This window comes from Paenibacillus shenyangensis (genome assembly GCF_000346635.1).
Taxonomy (GTDB): domain Bacteria; phylum Bacillota; class Bacilli; order Paenibacillales; family Paenibacillaceae; genus Saccharibacillus; species Saccharibacillus dauci.
Window position 1 is genome coordinate 23,574 of record NZ_AOIG01000034.1, and the last position, 19,816, is coordinate 43,389.

Here is a 19,816-nt window from a genome sequence, read left to right on the forward strand (position 1 = left end):
ACAGGATGAACTGGCAGACAAGCAGCAAAAAACCGTAGATGCCGGAGCATCTACGGTCGTTATTTATATACTGTATGCCAGGTGAGGACTAGCTTCGCTTGGCACCACGGCCTCCACGTTTGGATTCCGTATTTTTCTTCAATGATGAAATGCGCTCCTCGCTATCTTTGAGGAAACGGGATACTTTATCATCGAATGTAGCTTTAGGAACAGAAGGCTTATTGAAGGAACGTCCTCCACGGTCACCACGGTTAAATCCACCGCCACCCGGACGATCTCCTCCATCTCTTCCACCGCCGCGTGATTCAGGACGAGGTGGTCTAGAAGATGGTGCTGATGTTGCTTCTGCCGGCTTGTCTACGGCCTGCTTAATCGAAAGACCAATCTTACCATCTTTGTCGACATTGATGACTTTGACAGTAACGACATCGCCCAGTTTGAGGTGGTCGTTAACGTCTTTTACATAATTGTCGGCAATCTCCGAGATGTGAACAAGACCAGTGACACCTCCCGACAGATCTACAAATGCTCCAAAGTGCGTTATTCCCGTCACTTTGCCTTCTAACTTGGTGCCCACTTCAATTGCCATAGAGTAAAATGATCCTCCCTTAAAATATACAGTAAAATCCTATAGGATTACGACCTGCGGTGATTAAATTATAACGGAAGCCGAAAATTAGGTCAACTGAGGAATAGCGTATATTCCGACCCATTTCACAGCATTATTCAATTTTTTTCTTCGGGATCGGTAGCCCAGATTGGCTTCTCGCCCGGCAAATACATGCCGTACTGCTTGCGTGCTACCTGTCCGATATATTCTGGGTCTTCCAAACGTTTAACTTCATTCTGGGATTGACCAAGCGCAGCCTCGGCCTGAACTTTCTTGGCTTCCTGCTGGGCAAGCTCTGCCTTTTTCTCGGATAAATGAATGGATTGGACCACAAATGTATAGATTGCCCAACCAAGGAACAATACCATGACTACCATCCAAATCCGCAGCCTTCTACGTGCTCCATGATTTGACGATGGAGCTGTCTGTTTTTTATGTTGTTGGCTGCCGCCTCGCATCGGCACCGGTTTTGGAATCATCAGGTCTCCTCCTTGCTCAGTCTTTCCATTTTTATAATTGATTGACATAACTATACCGTATAACTTTACATTACCACAAAATAATCAAATGTAACACTTTGTAACCAAATAAAATGACAAAAAGGCTGCTTTGTGTCCAAATGACCACAAAACAGCCTTTCTATTAAAACGGAAAATCTTCGGATTTGGCTACCGGTTCCTCTTTGGTCAGAGTATACATGGTTGCCGCTTCTTCTTTGCGTGTTGTATCAGCAAGTCTTTCGACGCGGACGGTGACCAGCTTCTGTCCAAACTGGACAGTGATCTCGTCGCCTACCTTTACCGTGGCGCTCGGCTTCGCTTCACGCCCGTTCAACAGGACTCTTCCCTGCTCAGACACATCTTTGGCCACGGTACGGCGCTTGATCAGTCTTGATACTTTCAGGAATTTGTCCAGACGCATTTTTAGTTAACCGCTTCTTTGAGTTTGTTACCCGCTTTAAATGCAGGAACATTGGACTCAGGAATGTTAATTTCTGCACCCGTTTGTGGGTTGCGTCCGGTACGTGCAGCACGTTTGCGAGTTTCGAAAGTTCCGAAGCCGATCAACTGAACTTTGTCACCGCTGGACAGTGCGCTTGTGATTTCATCAAGAAAACCGTTCAAGACAGTTTCTACGTCTCTTTTAGTCAAACCGCTATTGTTGGAAATGTTGTTAATCAGATCTGTTTTGTTCATTATTAAAAGCCTCCCAAATTTTCAAAAAAATTCAACTGGATAACATGTTCTGTCCCATGAACAGCATGTTAACATATAGCTGCTTCTCTAGTATAGTACATTCTTGCTCTCAGCCCAAATTCCTGTGTAATATTCACAGATTTTTGCTTTTGGCCTCGTCCCAGAGCCGATCCATCTCTTCCAGGCTGGCCTGGTCGATAGCGGTACCCTGAGCCTGAAGCGACTGCTCGATATACTGGAAACGCTGCTTGAACTTGCGATTGACCAGTGCGAGCGCTTGTTCGGGATCCGCCTTGATAAAGCGGGCAATATTGACCGCGCAGAAAAGCAGATCTCCCAATTCCAGCTGCTGATCCAGAGAATCATGGCCTTCGCGGATCGCTTCCTTGAGCTCGGCCAGTTCTTCGTCCAGTTTGCCAAGAGCCCCTTCAACATCTTCCCAGTTAAAGCCCACCTTGGCTGCTTTTTTCTGGATCTTGTAGGCACTGAGCAGTGCAGGCAGATCACGTGGTACGCCGTCCAGTACAGAAACGGCTGCTGTATCTATCCCCTTGAGACGCTTTTCCTCGGCCTTCATGGCATCCCAGTTCTGCAGAGCCGCCTGGGCATCACCGGCATGCTTATCACCAAATACATGCGGGTGACGGAAGATCAGCTTGCGGTTCAATCCTTCAATAACGTCATACACGTTAAATGTACCGGTCTCTTCCTCAATCTGGGCATGCAGCATAATCTGCAGCAACACATCGCCGAGCTCCTCCTGCATATGCTCCGGATCATCATCATCGATCGTCTCCAGAACCTCATAGGTCTCTTCGATAAAGTTCTGACGCAGCGACTGGTGAGTCTGCTCGCGGTCCCATGGACAGCCACCCGGGCTGCGCAGCGTCTCCACAATCTCATGCAGACGGGCAAAGGTACGGTTGCGGATCATTTCATCGTCGGTACGCGGCACATAGATAAGAGACAGATTGCCATAATCCTGGATATGATCCAGCTCGTATACAGGTACAGAAGCAATGACTTCTTTGCCCTCTACACCGAGATAATGGCATACTTGAACTTCATAATCATCCGGATACAGCTCCATCAGACTCAGCTTTACATCGGATGCGGTAAAGGTATCATATACCTGTCCAATTACCGTATGCATCTGCGGCTGAAGCAATTGGGCATTAAGCTGGGCAGCATCCAGCAGCTGGAACCCTTCGATCGGATCAAATCCAAGACGGGTAAACGTCTCATCCAAGAAACTTTCTCCGCCCAGTATACGAACGGTAATGCCTCTGGCTTCGCCCTGCTCGCGCAGAATCTGTACAGTACGCTCGGCAACCATCGGATGTCCCGGTACGGCGTAGATAATCTCTTCGCTGTCCTGCGCCTCTGCAGCAATATTCAGCAGCCGATCAGCAATCTCTGCATATACTTCCGGAAAAGATTCTTTCGTCTCATATACATCATCAAAAGTTATAAATTCGGCAGTTACTGAATCCAGTGCGGGGTGATCCTTGGTTCGTACATACAGACGACTCGCCTGCTGAAGTCTGCGAAAAATGCCGACAGTCAGCTGATCCACATCGCCCGATCCAAGCCCCACAATCGTTAATATTCCACTCATTGGCTCTCCTCCTGTCCTGATCTGTATTTGATACTTGTCTATGTTCGTCTAGCCTGTAATTCGCATCGTTCTGAGCAGCTTCACCAGCTTGCCGCCAATCTTTGGCAATGCCAATGCCTGTTCCTCGGTCATCAGCTGTGTACGGAATAGTCCGATCAGGAATACCAATCCGCCAATGACCACTCCACCCAGCGTCACTACCAGTGCTTCCATTCGCGGATGAATATGCATCATGTCCATCATCATTCCTGCTGCCCACATCCATCCGATCACACATACACCCATTACCGTCGTAACAAGCAGCGGCTTCCAAAGCAGATCCCGCCAGGACATTGAGAAACGGGTCACGCGAACCAACAGCAGGATGTTTAGCACAGCCCCCAGACTATAAGCAACAATGCCTGCAATAGCGGCTCCGTTAATACCATACAGTGGAACCAGCAGAATATTCAGTATGGCCTTGACGACAGTAGACAGCAGCAGATGAACTGCCGGTGCGCGTACTGAACCCATTCCCTGCAGCATCGCTGCCGTAACAATCGACAATGTTGCTCCTATACCTGTAAAAGCGAGCCAGCGGATAGCCGCGCTGCCTGCATCATCCTGATACAGCATAATATCGACCGGTACCGCGAGCAAAGCTATGCCTACAGATGAAGCGAGCCCTAGCAGCCAGAACCAATTGACCGTCTGCTGCGTCTGGCTGCGGATCAGATCCATTCTTTGCCGCACCCTTGCTTCCGCCAGTGCAGGGATAAACAGCACCGACATGGACGTTGCCAGCATGGCCAGCAGCTGTACCAGCGGAATACCGCGATTATAGATCCCGAACTGGATCATCGCCTCGGCTTCGCTCCAGCCTGTTCCTTTGAGCAGACGAGGCATGGTAAAGGTATCGACCAGGCTGATCAGTGGCGCAGAGAGCGAACCAAGACAGACAGGCAGTGCGTACAGCAGCAATGCCTTGAACAGCGGCCAGACCGGCTCACGTTCGCCTGCGGGCAGTACAACGCTCTCGGTAGCTATACTGCCGGTACGCCGCCTGTGAATCCACCAGTAAATCAGCATCACGATCAGCCCCGCAGCTCCGCCTGCAGCAGAGCCAAATGTAGCTCCAGCAGCAATCCAGTCATCGGATTGGCCTGCTTGATTCAGAATGACCAACAGTACCACCATCGATGCTACACGTATCGTCTGCTCCGTCACCTGGGATACTGCTGTAGGGACCATATCATGCAATCCCTGAAAATACCCCCTCAGCCCTGCCATAATGGGCACCAGCGGCAACGCGAGCGCTGCACTGCGGATGGCAAGTTCGGTATGCTTGTTATCGATCCAGCTGGCCAGCAGCGGCGCAGATACATACATACAGATACCGCAGCCAATTCCCAGCACCATCAGCAGCAAAGACGACAAACGCATTACCCGGCGGGCGCCGGCTGGATTGCCGGAAGCCATTTCTTCGGCGACAAACTTGGAGACCGCTGCCGGAAATCCGGCTGTCGCTACCAGAAGAACCAGCGTATAAAATGGATAAACAGCATTATAAATGCCAAATACCCCATCACCTCCCATATTCTGAAGAGGAATTTTCTGTATGGTCCCGATCAGCTTGGATAGTACAGCTGCCGCGATAAGTATAAATGCTCCTTGCAGCATCCGTGATGATGGGGTCGCTGATTCTTTCATAACGAGGATCTCCTTTCCTGATTTTCTACTTATCTCCGAGTAAGAATAACAGAATTCAGCCGTATCACGCAAAAATAGCGCGGAAATCCGCGCTATTCAGTATAACAGTGCATGAGAAGGCCTCAGGGCTTCTCCATGAAAGATTACTTGCTGCTTTCGGTTGTGCTTTCTGCTGGTGCAGTTTCAGTAGATTTTGCACCACTTTCAGTCGTGCTCTTGCCTGTCGAAGCATCCCCGGCAGTTCCCGGGCTTTCTGTTGTTCCCGGCGTGCTGGTAGCACCACCTGTAGCATCGCCTGCTCCTTCAGTAGCGGCAGGTGCCGGTGCTTTAGGCAGGTTTTTGCTCTTGATCATTTTTGGAACATCATTGGCCATATAGTTGCTGAAGTTCTGGGAAGCCAGTTGGGACTTGATGGTATCCTTTTCCTCGGCAGTCAGATCTTTGAATTCTTTTTCCGTACGGGATTCTACCTTGATCACATGATAGCCATAATCGGTTTTAACCGGTGGGCCGACTACACCGATTTTTTGCGTCAGCACTGCATTTTTGAAGCCTTCCACCCAGTTGCCGACTTTTTGATCTTTGTACTGACCACCTTGTTCCTTGGAACCAGTATCGTCTGTATATTTCTTGGCAATTGTTGCAAAGTCAGCGCCTTTGTCCAGCTTGGCTTTGACTTCTTTAGCCAGTTTCAGTGCCTGTGCATCGGTACGGGTTGTTTTGCCATCTGCACTTTGCAGACCGATCAGCACGTGACGTACTGTAGCGGTGGTGTAGTCTTTTTTATTCGCATCAAAATAAGACTGCACTTTGTCATCTGTTACTTTTTCTTTCATAACTTCTGATCCTGTAAGAACAAGAGTCATATAATCCTTTACATCTTGCTCCTTCAAACTCGCTGCTTTCAGCATTTCTTCCCATTGTTCTGGAGCCATGCTAGCTTTAAATTGCTTTATTTGTTCGTCAGCTTGCTTAGCTCCCTCTGTTTTGGCAGCTTCACTAGCATTTTGCGCCAGCGATTTATAAGCAACTTCCTGATCTAACAACTTATTCATGATTTGTTCTCTATATTCAGGCATATCAAACATTTGGGCATATTGAGGAGTCAGAAACTTCTGCATACTGACTTCTTTGTTAAATTCATTTTCGGTGATGGTTCCACCTTCATATTCAGCAACAACCGGGCTGCTATCCTTGGCTTGCTCTGCCGCTTTGGGCTGTTGTGGAGCTGCCGCGTTATTGCCGTTGTTGCAAGCTGCCAACAGACTGATGCTAAGTACAGCTCCTGCTGTCAATACCGCTGTTTTACGAGCAGCTTTTTTAATTGGCCACATTCTGTAGTTCCCCCTTTAATTTGAATGATTCCATGACAGCCTCAAGAAACTGGCGCAATAGCTCCAGCAGCTCGCCATCTGTCATTCCTTTGCCTTTAACCTGAATGATCATGTTGGAACCCTGATTAAATTGTACACGTCTTTCGTAGCGATTGCCAATCTCGGACAGAAGGGTCATATCGAATGCTTTTTCCTGACCAGCATGGAATTTGAGCTGTACATTATCGCCCTGACGGGAAATATGCTCAATACCATAACGTTTGCCGTACAGCTTCAGGCGGGCTACCTGCATCAGCTGGATAACGGCTTCCGGCAATTCGCCAAAGCGGTCCAGCAATTCGTCTTCCAGCTCTGCAATATCATCAAAGGAAGATACAGCTGCCACTTTCTTGTAAATTTCTATTTTTTGGATACTATCATAAATATAATCGGAAGGCAAATACGCATCAATGGACAGATCAATCGTCGTATTCCAGTCATTGGCTTTGAGATCCTGCTCACCCAGCATGGTAACTTTACGCTTCTGAATTTCTTCTGCCAGCATCTGCGAATACAGATCAAAACCGACCGAAGCAATAAAGCCCGACTGTTCTGCACCAAGCAGATTACCTGCACCACGGATCGACAGGTCACGCATGGCGATTTTGAATCCGGAACCGAGCTCTGTGAATTCTTTGATTGACTGGAGACGCTTCTCGGCGACCTCGGTCAGTACTTTATCCCGCTGATACGTAAAGTAGGCGTACGCGATCCGGTTGGAACGTCCTACCCGGCCACGCAGCTGATACAGTTGGGACAGCCCCATCTTGTCTGCATCATGTACAATCAGCGTATTTACATTCGGGATATCGACGCCGGTCTCGATAATGCTGGTACTAACCAGCACATCAAACTCACCATCCAGGAAGTCCAGAATCGTCTTCTCCAGCTCCTGCTCGGACATTTGTCCGTGTCCTACTGCTACCCGTGCATCGGGCACCAGTTCGGAGATATGGGCAGCCATCTCATGAATACCCTGTACCTTGTTGTACAAATAGTACACTTGTCCGCCGCGGTTCAATTCACGCTCGACCGCTTCGCGCACCAGTGTAGGGCTATGTTCCACTACATAGGTCTGTACCGGGAAGCGGTTTTCCGGAGGTGTCTCGATAACCGACAGATCACGCACACCGAGCATCGACATATGCAGCGTGCGCGGAATTGGCGTTGCTGTCAGAGTCAGTACGTCTACATTGGTTTTGAGACGCTTCAGCTTCTCCTTGTGCGACACGCCGAACCGCTGCTCTTCATCGACGATCAGCAGACCCAGATCCTTAAACACCAGATCCTGGGACAACAGACGATGCGTACCGATCACGACATCGATCGTACCTTGCTTGATTCCCTTGATCGTCTCATTCTGCTCTTTGCGTGTACGGAAGCGGCTCAGCACCCCGATATTAAATGGATACTCGGCAAACCGCTCACGGAACGTCTCATAGTGCTGCTGGGCGAGGATCGTCGTCGGCACCAGGATCGCTACCTGTTTGCCTTCGATCGCCGCTTTGAATGCTGCACGAATCGCCACTTCTGTTTTGCCATAACCCACGTCGCCGCAGAGCAGGCGATCCATCGGACGGTTTTTCTCCATATCGCCCTTGATCTCATCAATCGCACGCAGCTGGTCACGAGTCTCGTCATACGGGAACGTATTCTCGAATTCGTTCTGCTCGTTGGTATCCTTTTCAAAAGCATACCCTGGTGCTGCCTGGCGCTCGGCATATAGCTTGATCAGATCATCGGCAATATCCTGTACCGAGGAACGAACTTTGTTTTTGACCCGAATCCATTCATTGCCGCCCAGCTTGTAGACTTTGGGCTCTTTTTCCTCGGAGCCCACATATTTCTGAATCAGATCGATCTGTTCGATCGGTACGGACAGCTTGTCTCCACCGGCATACATAATATGCATGTAGTCCTTATGGATACCGCCTACCTCAAGCGTACCAATTCCCATGTATTTACCGATACCATGATTCTGGTGAACGACATAGTCGCCTACCTTCAGCTCGGTATAACTGCGGATACGTTCTGCATTATCCACGTTTTTGCTGACTTTGCGCACTTTGCGCTGTTTTTTGGAGAACATTTCTCCTTCGGTAATCACTGCCAGCTGAATCGATGGCAGTTCAAAGCCGGCCTGCAGATTACCATCCATCATGACAGGCGTCTCAATATCATAGTCATCCAGCACACGGCGGACACGTTCCATCCGTTCTTCGCCGCTGGCCACCATCACGACCTGGATGCCGGTTTTTTTCCAGCGTTCCATCTCGGACTTGAGTACATTCATCTGTCCATGGAAATCCTGCATGGTACGGCTGACAAAGTTTACGATATTGCCCGGTTGTACATGCGGTACCTGACGCAGGAACACCGACATCCAGATGCTCTGGAAAGGACTGCGATACATTACATCATCCGTATGGGCAGCCAGCTCCAGAGAAGGCAGACTTTTGCCATTTTGCAAGAGATGCATATCCCATTCGCTCTCGTCGCGTTCCAATTGGCGCGCTGTTTCCTGCAGACGTGCCGGTTCTTCCATAATAACTACCGTATCTTCCGGCAGGTAATCATACAGAGTCACCTGCTCCGGATACAGCAGAGCGATATATTTGTAGATTTCCGGGAAATAGACATGCTGACGCAGCAGCTCGATTTCACGGCCAATCTCTTCTTTCAATCGTGCTTTGGCCTGACGGTCGCTCATTTTCTCCAGCTGCATATCCAGACGGGCCGATACCAGATCAGCAGCCTTGCGCATGCGCTCTTCATCCGCAATAATCTCGCGGCATGGCGTAATGGTGACCGATTTCACTTTATCAATCGAGCGCTGATCATCCGGATCAAAAGTACGGATCGAATCAATCTCTTCATCGAATAACTCTACCCGATAGGCGAGACTCGTCGTCACTGGGTAAAAGTCGATAATGCCTCCACGAACGCTCATCTCTCCGCGGGATTCTACACGTTCTACGCGCTCATACCCCAGTTCTACCATGCGTTTGAGGAAAGCTTCCAGTTCCAGTGTGCCGCCATCCTTCAGAATAATTTCTGCGCCGGCAATATTTTCACGCGCCGGTAAATAACGGCGTACACCGGAAAATGGCACAACAACAACGCCGCGGAATCCGGCGGCACACTGCGTCAATACATCAATACGCTGCGCCAGCGTCTCCGGGCTGGAAATAGCAGACTCTGCAGCTACCAGCTCATTCGCTGGATAAAGCAGTACCTGCTCCGGCGTGAGTGCTTCTTGCAGATCTTCAGCTATTTTGTGAGCATGGAACATATTATGAGTAACGACCAGCATTGGTCTTTGCGTCTCTGCAAAAAGGCCCGCAATCAGTAAATGCCGAGCCGAGCCAGACAATCCGGAAATGAGTTGATCTTTCATTCCGGACACAATACCATCGCGAACAGAACCAAAGTCATTATCTTTGGCAAATGCTTGTATCAGATTGTGTAACAAAGCGGCACCTCACTTATTCTTGGATCAGTATCAAAATATATAAACAAAGGATTATACACACATAACACAACGGTAAAACGACAAACCGGATAAAATACCGATTTGCCTACAAACAACCGCCTTCTTAACCTGTTCATTGCGGGTCCGGAAGGCGGTATATATACGATTTAAAAGATATAATTATTAAGCTTTATTATACCATTATCCATTAAACTTAGCCATGGTCTGCTCAAACGTATGCTTCATACTAAATTCGAGTGCGTCACATGTATTCTCGATCATTTGATCCAATAATTCCTTTTCCTTCTTGGGAAAAGTAGCCAGTACATAATCTACAATCGCATACCCGGGCTCCGGCCGGGAGATGCCCATGCGAATCCGGTCAAACTTCTGAGTACCGGTATGCTGGATAATAGACTTGATTCCATTATGGCCGCCCGCACTGCCCTGAAAGCGCAGACGAATTTTGCCGGTCTCTGTATCCATATCGTCATAGACAACGATCAGGTCTTCCAGAGCGACTTTGTAATAATCCATATAGGCGCGTACGGCTTCACCCGACAGATTCATATAAGTCATCGGTTTGATCAGCACGGCTTTGACTCCGCCGATATGGCCTTCACCAATCAGCGATTTGCTTTTGCTTTGACTGATGGATATACCGTGCCGTTCAGCCAGTCGATCCAGTGCCATAAAGCCTACGTTATGGCGTGTTTTGGCATATTCCGGCCCCGGGTTACCCAATCCTACAATCCATTTCATTGTTTCATAATCCTCATTTCTTCGGTATATGTCGATATGCATATGTCTACGGTGCAGTAATTTTCATTTTTTGTTAAAATTGGGTTACACCACACGGATAAGTCTAACAAGGAGGACACTCAGCATGTATACCTTTGGGCAGCAGCTGCTGAAAAACCGTCATTTCTACGATCATTTCAGACAGGAAATGCCTGTGCAGATTTACCGTCATGGTATTCCTGTGGATATTGGTCTGATTACCGCCTATGATCATCAGTTTATTGAGATGAACCATATTCTGTATCATCGACAGCGTCATACCTTTGTATCCAGGCCAGGTTATTAGATGCAAAGCTTATTTCGATAGATACAACGATAAGGGTTACTTGCCTCCAAGTGAGGAAGTAACCCTTTGTTTATATACCTGATTATTCGATTTCAAACAGCTTGCTGATTGATAGTTCTTCGTGTACACGGATGATTGCTTCACCCATCAGAGGAGCAACCGACAATACTTTCAGCTTGCTGGTCGGATTCGGATGCGTGATCGGAATCGTATCCGTTACAATGACTTCCTTAAGCGGAGAGTTTTCCAGACGATCCATCGCCGGACCGGACAGCACCGGATGCGTACAACATGCATACACTTCTTTGACGCCGCCTTCGATCAGTGCATTCGCGCCCAGTACAATCGTACCTGCCGTATCGATGATATCATCGACCAGGATCGCGGTTTTGCCTTCGATATTACCGATAATATTCATGACTTCGCTGACATTTGGTTCCGGACGGCGCTTGTCGATGATTGCCAGCGGTGCGCTGAGCAGATCAGCCAGTTTGCGTGCACGTACTACACCACCATGGTCAGGGGACACGACAACCGGGTTTTCGATTTGCTTGGAACGGAAATACTGAGCCAGAATTGGTACGCCGAGCAGATGATCTACCGGAATATCGAAGAAGCCCTGAATCTGCATCGCGTGCAAATCCATCGCGATAACACGGTGAGCGCCTGCTTTTTCGATCAGGTTCGCTACCAGTTTTGCTGTGATTGGATCACGTGAACGTGCTTTGCGATCCTGACGTGCATAACCGTAATAAGGAATCACGACGTTAATGCTCTTGGCCGAAGCACGTTTGAGTGCATCTACCATGACAAGCAGTTCCATCAGGTTATCATTTACCGGCGCGCAAGTTGATTGGATGATATACACATGACAACCGCGGACGCTTTCGGATAATTTCACCTGAATTTCGCCATCACTGAAGCTGGTCGTACGGGATTCGCCCATGGGAATACCGATGTAGTCGGCAATCTGACCCGCCAACTTGGGATTGGAATTACAAGTGAAAATCTTTAGTTTGGAATCACAATAAGTCATAATGGTTAAAACCCTCCGTGGTGGTTCATTGGAATGCTCATCATATCGGTCTTATTTCTCTCTATATGGTCGATCAGATCATTCAACAAGCATCATACACTTAACATTATATAATAATTTTCTAGCGAATAGTGGCATTATGTTAGTGCAAATAGATAATAATTTAATCAAATGGCACGATGATTCACAAATTCTTACTTTTGTTCCTTGATTGCTTTGGCTTTGGCACGGATTTTATCCGCGTACCCAGCCTTGTTTTCCTGGCGTGCACGAGCGATCGCCAGATCATTCGCATCTACATTCTTTGTGATCGTAGAGCCGGCTACGACATAAGCACCTTTGCCTACACGCACTGGTGCGATCAGGTTGGAGTTGCTGCCGATAAATACATCATCTTCGATGATCGTTTGGAACTTGTTCAGTCCGTCATAGTTGGCTGTAATCGCGCCACAGCCGATATTTACGCCAGAACCCACTTCTGCATCGCCGACATAGCTCAGATGAGGTATTTTAGAACCATTGCCGATTTTGGCATTTTTCAATTCAACAAAATCGCCTACCTTGACCTGGTCACCCAGTACAGTACCCGGACGCAAATATGCGAACGGTCCGATCATGCCTTCCTGGCCCACTTCGGTCTCCGACAATACGGATTGACGAATTGTTGTGCCACTCGCCACTCTGGAATCTTCAATCTCCGTATTTGGACCGATCACGCAGTCTTCACCAATCACGGTGTTTCCCTTGAGGATTGTGCCCGGGTGCAGTACAGTGTCTGAACCGATCTGTACGTCTGCACCGATATAGGTAGAGTCCGGATCAATAATAGTAACACCGTTCAGCATATGATAACGAGCCAGGCGTCTGCGCATGAACTGCTCGGCTTCCGACAGAGCCACACGATCATTAACCCCGATCGATTCGGAAATGTCAGCTGTTACGTAAGCGGAGATACGTTTACCCTGTTCACGCAAAATAGTGATGCAATCTGGCAGATAATATTCTTGTTGAGCATTGTTGTTGGTTACTTTGGATAGTGCGGAGAACAGCAGGGAATTGTCAAAACAGTACGTGCCTGTATTGATTTCCTGTACAGCCAGTTCTTCCGGTGTACCGTCCTTTTGCTCTACAATCTTGATTACACTGCCGTCGGCATCGCGAATAATGCGGCCATAACCTGTAGGGTCTTCCATTACTGCTGTCAAAATCGTAACAGCGGCGCCTTCGGATTCATGCTGATGGATCAGATTCTCCAGCGTCTCCGGTGTAACCAGCGGTGTATCTCCACAGATTACAATCGTTGTACCCTGCTCCGATCCAATCAACGGTTCAGCCTGACGAACCGCATGCCCCGTACCCAGCTGCTCGCTTTGCAGTGCATACTCTGCGCGATCTCCCAGGAAGGATTGTACTGCTTCTGCTCCATGTCCTACTACCACTACACTGCGCTCACAATTCACCTTTTGCACAGCGTCCAGTACATGACCTACCATTGGCTTGCCGCATACCGGATGAAGCACTTTATACAGCTTGGATTTCATCCGTTTGCCTTTACCTGCCGCCAGTACTACTGCCATCCTTTTCAAAAAAATTGCCCCCTCTATAATTAAATCCATTTATACATATAATCCCTGATTTGCTTGGAAATAAGCCTGTTTGCGGGACTTTGTAATCTTTGTGTTCACCCATAATTATACAGCCGTCAAAAAAACTCCATACTGAATATATCTTATTCCGGACAAAAAGAAAAGGGAGCCACAGCTCTTGCTCCCTGTGACTCCCTTTTCTTTTAAACCCCAATAAGTACTTGATTATGCGCCTTCTTCAATAACTTCTTCTTCTACACCGGCACGTTCGTATTCAGTCAGCACGGCTGTCTGAATCTTCTCGCGAGTGCTTGAAGAAATAGGATGCGCGATATCGCGGAACTCGCCATCCGGTGTCCGTTTGCTTGGCATTGCGACAAACATGCCATTGTTACCGTCGATAACGCGAATGTCGTGAACGACAAATTCGCTGTCGATTGTGATAGATGCAATGGCTTTCATTCTGCCTTCGGAGTTCACCCGGCGGAGTCGTACATCCGTTATTTCCATATGTGTTCACCACCTTTTTCCATAAAGACTTGGTTGTGTAATTCCACACATGGCAGGGAAATCCCTCTTTTTTTCTGAAAATTTATTGCGCATTTTTTTGTCTTTTTGCTTTTTTTGCCGTTTTTCGACGAATTGCGAAAAATTTGATTGATAGACATTCTCAATATGAAAATGGGTTCTATAGGCTACGATGCGTATTACTTTTCATTTTCAAAGTAATTGCCCGGTTTGACCATGATTTTCTTGCTTTTGGCATCAACTTCGGTCAATGTTGCCAGCGACACATAATCTGCCCAGAGGCGGTCTTCCGTATCCACTGCACCTGATTCCAGCAGGACGCCGACACCAGCGACGGTAGCATTGAATTCATCCAGTAGATCGACCATACCCTGAATCGTTCCTCCGGCTTTCATAAAATCGTCGATAATCAATACACGCGATTTTTCCTTGAGTGCACGGCGGGACAGCGTCATCGTATGCAGACTCTTGTGCGAACCGGATACATAATTAATACTCACTGCCGATCCCTCGGTCATCTGATGATCCCGGCGTACCAGTACAACCGGCAGATTCAGCTGCGTACCTGTGGCATGCGCCAGAGGAATACCTTTGGTCTCTACCGTCATGATTACATCGATCGGCGTATCCGCAAATACCGACGCGAAAATTTTGCCAACTTCATTCAGAATAGCCGGCTGTCCCAATAGATCGGACATGTAAATATAATCGCCAGGCAATAGACGCTCCGGCTGCTCCAGCTGATTACACAAATTGCTCATAAAAGAAAAAGCTTTTTCCCGCGACAGTCTTGGAATATATTTCACTCCGCCGGCTGCCCCTGCCAGTGTCAAAAGTTCTCCGACACCTTCTTCTTCAAAGACTTCCTTGATAATGGTCAAATCTTCACTGATCGATGACTTGGCCGCTCCATATCGGTCAGCAAACGTGGTTAATGGAATCAGCGTGTGTGGTCGGGATGTCAAATACTGGGTCAGCTCAACCAGACGCGCACTCCTTTTTAATTTTTTCACTTTGACTCCTCACTATCTCCAAAAAATTTACAATTATATACCCAAACCCGAATAATTAAAGTGAATATAACATTTTTGTACGTGTTTGTAAAAGAAAATCGCAATCTTTTTCATCCATTCTGCCTAAATTCTGCACAATGGTATGAACAAGATTGCGACCTGTATTCATTCAGGTTAACATTCTGACGGCATAGACCTCATGACAGAAGCCTCGCAGCCCATTATAAATACGGGCTACCTTGGATTCTTTGGACACCAGTCCAAAGACCGTAGGACCACTTCCCGACATCAACACGCCATCTGCACCCAGTTGAATCATAGCCTGCTTGAGCTGGCGTACTTCTGGATAATGCGACAGTGTCACATCCTCCAATACATTGCCCAGTTCGCTGCAGATTTGTTCAAAGGAGTGCTGCTCCAATGCTGCACGCATATTGGTAGCTGATGGATGATAAGCTATACGATCCGCCTGCAGACGGCCATATACGTTCGCTGTCGATACATTGATCGGCGGCTTGGCCAGAATCACCCAGCAGTCTGGTGGGCTCTGAAGCGGCGTCAGGATCTCTCCGCGGCCTGTAGCCAGCGCTGTACCACCTGTAATGCAGAAAGGCACATCCGAGCCGATCGAAGCTCCCAGCTCCATCATGTCCTCATGCGGGATATGAAGGTTCCAGAGGCGATCCAAACCGCGCAGTGCTGCCGCCGCATCACTGCTGCCTCCTGCCAATCCGGCAGCTACCGGAATTTTCTTATCAATATGAATGTGTACACCTTGACGAATATGATACTTTTCTTTTACTTTTCTGGCTGCCTGATAAGCGAGATTTTTCTCGTCCAGCGGAATATAACCGGCCTGGCTGGATATTTTGATCGTATCCCCTGCCAGTTCCGATATGGTAAGCCGGTCCGCCAGATCTACCATCGTCATAATCATCTCGACTTCATGGTAGCCATCCGGCCGCTTATGTAATACATCCAGCATCAGATTAATTTTAGCGGGCGCTTTTTCATATAACTTCATGAGGTTCCTCCACCTTCAACAGTCCGTCCGTTCTACATCTATATTCAGACCGGCGTTCTGCCAGTCAGCATGAATAATCCATATTATAAAAAAAATAGATTATGAAGTCCATTCACAAAACAAAACAGTCTCTACCCCGAAAGGAGATAAAGACTGTTTTATGATAAAACAGTTATTCAATTCCCTGCGTATTCGATCTGCGTCTGGGAATCTTCATCGCAAACCGTGATCTCGACAGAGTCGGTTAACACGTCAGCGTAGCTGTAAGACACTCGTTCAAAAGTTTGATGATCATCATCAAGCTTTACTGTAAAAACAGAAGGGTAGGTTTCTTCTAAAACGCCAGTCCGTTCAATGGTCTTCTTGCGACCACCATTTGCACGCAAAGTAATTTTGTGCCCAACGTGAGCATCAAGATTGCGTTTAATTTCCGTAAGCGCATTGTTAGCCATGCCTACAACCACCTCTTTTCCTATTCCAGTATACCAGAAAAAGAAAGAGTTGTCAAAGGAACATTAAATTATAGCAGTCAGAAATTTATCTTGTCAACGATTTTTTTCAGCGGATGCCTGCTTCCAAAAATACCCTGCTAAGTACCGCATATTCCTCCAGGCTGAGCGTCTCGCCACGTCGTGTTGGCTCGATCCCTGCACGGTTCAACAACTGCTCCAACTGCTCCCGGTCTCCACCTGCAAAATAGCGTGTTTTCAGATTATTGGCGATTGTCTTGCGGCGCTGCACAAAAGAAGACTGCACAATCTCGAAGAAATGCTGTTCGTCTTCTACCTGTACGGCAGGCTGTTCGCGCAGCTTGAGACGAATAACTGCCGATTCTACATTGGGCTGGGGAATAAATACTGTTTTGGGCACAATGCAGACGAGTTCCGGCTCACAGTAATACTGGACAGCAATGCTCAGACTGCCGTATTCCTTGCCTCCCGGCTTTGCAGCCATGCGCTGGGCTACTTCCTTCTGAATCATTACAACGATGTTATCCAGCGGCAGGCGCTCTTCCAGAAGCTTCATCAGGATTGGTGTCGTCACGTAATAAGGCAGATTGGCCACCACACTGACTTTATCGACATTACCGAAGTCTTCACGGAACAGCTCATGCAGATCTACTTTAAGAATATCGCCGTGACGAACATTCACATTGGAATACGTCTGCAGTGAATCTTTCAGAATCGGGATCAAACGCTGATCGATCTCGACAGCTGTTACTGCTTTGGCCTGCTGGGCAAGACGTTCTGTGAGCGCTCCGATCCCTGGACCGATCTCCAGAGCGCCGCGTTCCGGTGTCAGACCGGCTGCCTCTACAATTTTATTTAGAATATTTGCATCGATCAGAAAGTTCTGTCCCAGACTTTTCTTGAACGAAAATCCGTGCTTGCTAATAATTTCCTTGGTTCGTCTGGGTGTAGCGATATCGTGTTGGTCACTCATTGATTTATTGTTCCTCCGATTCCAGTTGTGAAAGTGCTGCGGCAAATTCTTCACGGGTGATGCCGAATATACGCAGTCGCTTATGAAATTGTTTGCCGTTGCAATAGCCGATTCCAAGCAGGTTGCCCATTTTCATACGTCGTTCGGATGCATCCTTGTGCATGACGAGTCCTGTCATAAGCAGATCATCCCAGTCGATCAGAGTTTCTGCCGATGGCATCTCCGTGTGCACTCGCGCGAGAGCTGCACGAATAGAATCGGGGGAAGCATTCTCGACCCCGATATCTCCTTTGCGTGTAGCTTCGCTTTCCGGGATAAAGGCATGTTTGCAGCCGGGCACCTGCTGGGCCACAATTTTGCGTATACGTTCTCCGGCGTGATCGGGATCGGTCAGAATAATGACTCCTCTGCGCTCTTGTGCCAGCTTTACGCGTCTGATTACTTCCGGACCTATTGCTGATCCGCCTGTCTCGATCGTATCTGCCTCCACTGCACGCTTGATGGCTACGGTATCGTCTCTGCCTTCTACCACAATCACTTCTTTAATCACTTTTGCCGTACGCTTCCTTTCTGCGTTCATCTATGAATCTGTCTCCAGTATAACAAACAAAAAGAAGAGGATTCATCCTCTTCTTTTTGTCGGTTCTATTCACGCTCATGGTTAATATAATAACTATATCATACAACAGCTGCTTTGATGCAGGCAACAGCTATCCTGGCGCTATACTAAGGTTTTACCGGTCCAATCACATACACGGTATAACCTGTCTTGCGTCCGAATGCTCTGGCCTGACTCAGACTGTCTATATACACATCAATTTTATTGCCGTTAATGGCACTGCCGGTATCTTCCGCACGGCGGTAACCGATACCTTCAATGTATACCCACCATCCCATCGGGATTACACTGGTATCTACAGCAATCGTACGTCCTTCGGTTACTCTTGTACCGGAAGCGGTAGTGGTACCCAGACCCGGTTCGCCTGAAGAATAGGCGGTAAGAGTTACATTGTTGAGGACTTTAGCATAAGAGAAGCCTTTATCCGATTTGGAAGAACTATCAGATGTATTCGCTGCAAGCAGCTTGGGTTGTTCTTTCTTGGTACCCACCATTACAATCTTGTCCTGAACCTCGGTTGTTGTCTTCTTGTCAATCATACGTTTGGAGACGAATTCTCCATCTTCGTATACTTTCTCGATGTACTGGACCACTTTACCCGTTTGTCCGGATTGGACCAGCTTGGTTTTGCCTTCCAGCATGGTACTGCTGGTCTTCTTCACTACATCATACGGAAGCTTGACTGTCTGCTTCGTAACAAATGAAGTTGTTCGGATTACTTTGATATCCATGTCCTGCTTAACCGAAGCTTCGACTGGTGGATTCAATTTGTCCTGTTCCTTCAAATCGATTCCGGCCTGCTCCAGTGTATTGCCTACTGTCTTGGCAGTGGTGTATACCTTTTTGGTACCTCCATCAGCCGTAATGTTTACTGCTACCGCATGGTTGATATAGACCTTATCTCCATCCTGGATCGCGCCGTTTAGAGGCATGGATACTTTATCCTGCGGGGCCAGTTGAATCTGGTGTTCTGTCAGCATGTCGGAAAGCATCAGCTTGCGTGTTTCCATCTCCTGGGCTTTACCGTCAATGACAACATAAATATTTTTGCCTGCCTGATTATACAGAATAGCGAGCAGCATAACGATGACCGCAATGACCGCCAATGCAGTTAACGAGGCAAAGCGTAGATTTTTCTGCTTCCAACTCAGCGCGTAAGACATGCTGGATGAGCGTGAACCATGGGTTTCTTCGAAAGGAGCCATTCCCACTTCTTCCGTCCTCCTTCATAGTCTCGCCGTCTAGCTGTGACGTAAATACAATATGACGCGACTATATAAGAATTTTCGCAGGCCGTTTGTAAAGCTGTAAGATCATCCGCATATTGCGATAATCTTTCATGATGTAATAGGTACCTGCGCCATGGTCAGTCTTAGTGGCTTCCTGATTCTGAACAGCAAAATTCAGAATAATACACTCTTGCTTTCCCTTTTGGCCAAAACAAAAAGAAGCCTATGGAAAAGCGCAAGAGCAACTCTTCCTGGCTTCCGACGATTACAACATTCGGGAAACACTAGAAAAT

Annotated in this window: 19 protein-coding genes; 1 reads left to right on the forward strand and 18 read right to left on the reverse strand. The window is 47.8% G+C overall.

The annotated features are described in order from the left end of the window. Nucleotides 1–88 precede the first annotated feature (88 nt). From H065_RS0123335 to pth, 9 genes are all read right to left on the reverse strand, one after another. Nucleotides 89–589 (reverse strand): S1 domain-containing RNA-binding protein, encoded by a 501-nt coding sequence (locus tag H065_RS0123335; RefSeq protein WP_017815524.1) that lies wholly within the window; start codon nt 587–589, stop codon nt 89–91. A gap of 137 nt (nt 590–726) precedes the next feature. After that, nucleotides 727–1,089: an FtsB family cell division protein gene (locus H065_RS0123340; protein ID WP_017815525.1), complete on the reverse strand. Its 363-nt coding sequence runs from the start codon at nt 1,087–1,089 to the stop codon at nt 727–729. A 163-nt stretch (nt 1,090–1,252) separates the two neighbouring features. Continuing rightward, complete coding sequence (locus H065_RS0123345) at nt 1,253–1,531, reverse strand: RNA-binding S4 domain-containing protein (RefSeq protein WP_017815526.1); 279 nt, start codon at nt 1,529–1,531, stop codon at nt 1,253–1,255. Between the two features lie 2 nt (nt 1,532–1,533). After that, nucleotides 1,534–1,806: a non-specific DNA-binding protein Hbs gene (gene hbs / locus H065_RS0123350; RefSeq protein WP_017815527.1), complete on the reverse strand. Its 273-nt coding sequence runs from the start codon at nt 1,804–1,806 to the stop codon at nt 1,534–1,536. 133 nt (nt 1,807–1,939) lie between these two features. Further along, a complete protein-coding gene (yabN, locus tag H065_RS0123355) occupies nt 1,940–3,424 on the reverse strand; it encodes a bifunctional methyltransferase/pyrophosphohydrolase YabN (RefSeq protein ID WP_017815528.1) in 1,485 nt (494 codons plus the stop codon). A 48-nt stretch (nt 3,425–3,472) separates the two neighbouring features. Further along, the gene (locus H065_RS0123360; protein WP_017815529.1) at nt 3,473–5,113 is read right to left on the reverse strand and encodes a putative polysaccharide biosynthesis protein; all 1,641 of its coding nucleotides are present in this window, start codon (nt 5,111–5,113) and stop codon (nt 3,473–3,475) included. Nucleotides 5,114–5,256: 143 nt separating this feature from the next. Beyond that, on the reverse strand, nt 5,257–6,447 hold the full coding sequence (locus H065_RS26655) for a peptidylprolyl isomerase (protein ID WP_017815530.1): 1,191 nt from the start codon (nt 6,445–6,447) through the stop codon (nt 5,257–5,259). Next, complete coding sequence (gene mfd, locus H065_RS0123370) at nt 6,434–9,958, reverse strand: transcription-repair coupling factor (protein WP_017815531.1); 3,525 nt, start codon at nt 9,956–9,958, stop codon at nt 6,434–6,436. Before mfd ends, H065_RS26655 begins: the two co-directional genes overlap by 14 nt. Before the next feature lie 201 nt (nt 9,959–10,159). Further along, the gene (gene pth / locus H065_RS0123375) at nt 10,160–10,720 is read right to left on the reverse strand and encodes an aminoacyl-tRNA hydrolase (protein WP_017815532.1); all 561 of its coding nucleotides are present in this window, start codon (nt 10,718–10,720) and stop codon (nt 10,160–10,162) included. A 124-nt stretch (nt 10,721–10,844) separates the two neighbouring features. On the opposite strand from pth, the gene H065_RS0123380 reads away from it, so the two are divergent. Beyond that, nucleotides 10,845–11,045 (forward strand): hypothetical protein, encoded by a 201-nt coding sequence (locus H065_RS0123380; protein WP_017815533.1) that lies wholly within the window; start codon nt 10,845–10,847, stop codon nt 11,043–11,045. Nucleotides 11,046–11,127: 82 nt separating this feature from the next. Here H065_RS0123380 and H065_RS0123385 read toward each other — a convergent pair whose 3' ends face one another. From H065_RS0123385 to H065_RS0123425, 9 genes are all read right to left on the reverse strand, one after another. After that, a complete protein-coding gene (locus H065_RS0123385) occupies nt 11,128–12,081 on the reverse strand; it encodes a ribose-phosphate diphosphokinase (RefSeq protein WP_017815534.1) in 954 nt (317 codons plus the stop codon). A 194-nt stretch (nt 12,082–12,275) separates the two neighbouring features. After that, a complete protein-coding gene (glmU, locus tag H065_RS0123390) occupies nt 12,276–13,667 on the reverse strand; it encodes a bifunctional UDP-N-acetylglucosamine diphosphorylase/glucosamine-1-phosphate N-acetyltransferase GlmU (protein ID WP_017815535.1) in 1,392 nt (463 codons plus the stop codon). Between the two features lie 225 nt (nt 13,668–13,892). After that, nucleotides 13,893–14,177 carry a septation regulator SpoVG gene (gene spoVG / locus H065_RS0123395; RefSeq protein WP_017815536.1) on the reverse strand — a complete coding sequence of 95 codons (285 nt, stop codon included), beginning with the start codon at nt 14,175–14,177 and terminating at the stop codon, nt 13,893–13,895. A gap of 197 nt (nt 14,178–14,374) precedes the next feature. Then, the gene (gene purR / locus H065_RS0123400) at nt 14,375–15,208 is read right to left on the reverse strand and encodes a pur operon repressor (RefSeq protein ID WP_017815537.1); all 834 of its coding nucleotides are present in this window, start codon (nt 15,206–15,208) and stop codon (nt 14,375–14,377) included. A gap of 169 nt (nt 15,209–15,377) precedes the next feature. Further along, nucleotides 15,378–16,232, reverse strand: a complete 855-nt coding sequence (gene ispE, locus H065_RS0123405) for a 4-(cytidine 5'-diphospho)-2-C-methyl-D-erythritol kinase (RefSeq protein WP_017815538.1) — start codon at nt 16,230–16,232, stop codon at nt 15,378–15,380. A 176-nt stretch (nt 16,233–16,408) separates the two neighbouring features. Then, nucleotides 16,409–16,684 carry a biofilm formation stimulator Veg gene (veg, locus tag H065_RS0123410; protein ID WP_017815539.1) on the reverse strand — a complete coding sequence of 92 codons (276 nt, stop codon included), beginning with the start codon at nt 16,682–16,684 and terminating at the stop codon, nt 16,409–16,411. Between the two features lie 106 nt (nt 16,685–16,790). Beyond that, nucleotides 16,791–17,675, reverse strand: coding sequence for a 16S rRNA (adenine(1518)-N(6)/adenine(1519)-N(6))-dimethyltransferase RsmA (rsmA, locus tag H065_RS0123415; RefSeq protein ID WP_017815540.1), 885 nt, complete (start codon nt 17,673–17,675; stop codon nt 16,791–16,793). A gap of 4 nt (nt 17,676–17,679) precedes the next feature. Then, a complete protein-coding gene (gene rnmV, locus H065_RS0123420; RefSeq protein ID WP_026136410.1) occupies nt 17,680–18,225 on the reverse strand; it encodes a ribonuclease M5 in 546 nt (181 codons plus the stop codon). 176 nt (nt 18,226–18,401) lie between these two features. Then, a complete protein-coding gene (locus tag H065_RS0123425; protein ID WP_017815542.1) occupies nt 18,402–19,505 on the reverse strand; it encodes a resuscitation-promoting factor in 1,104 nt (367 codons plus the stop codon). Nucleotides 19,506–19,816 lie beyond the last annotated feature (311 nt).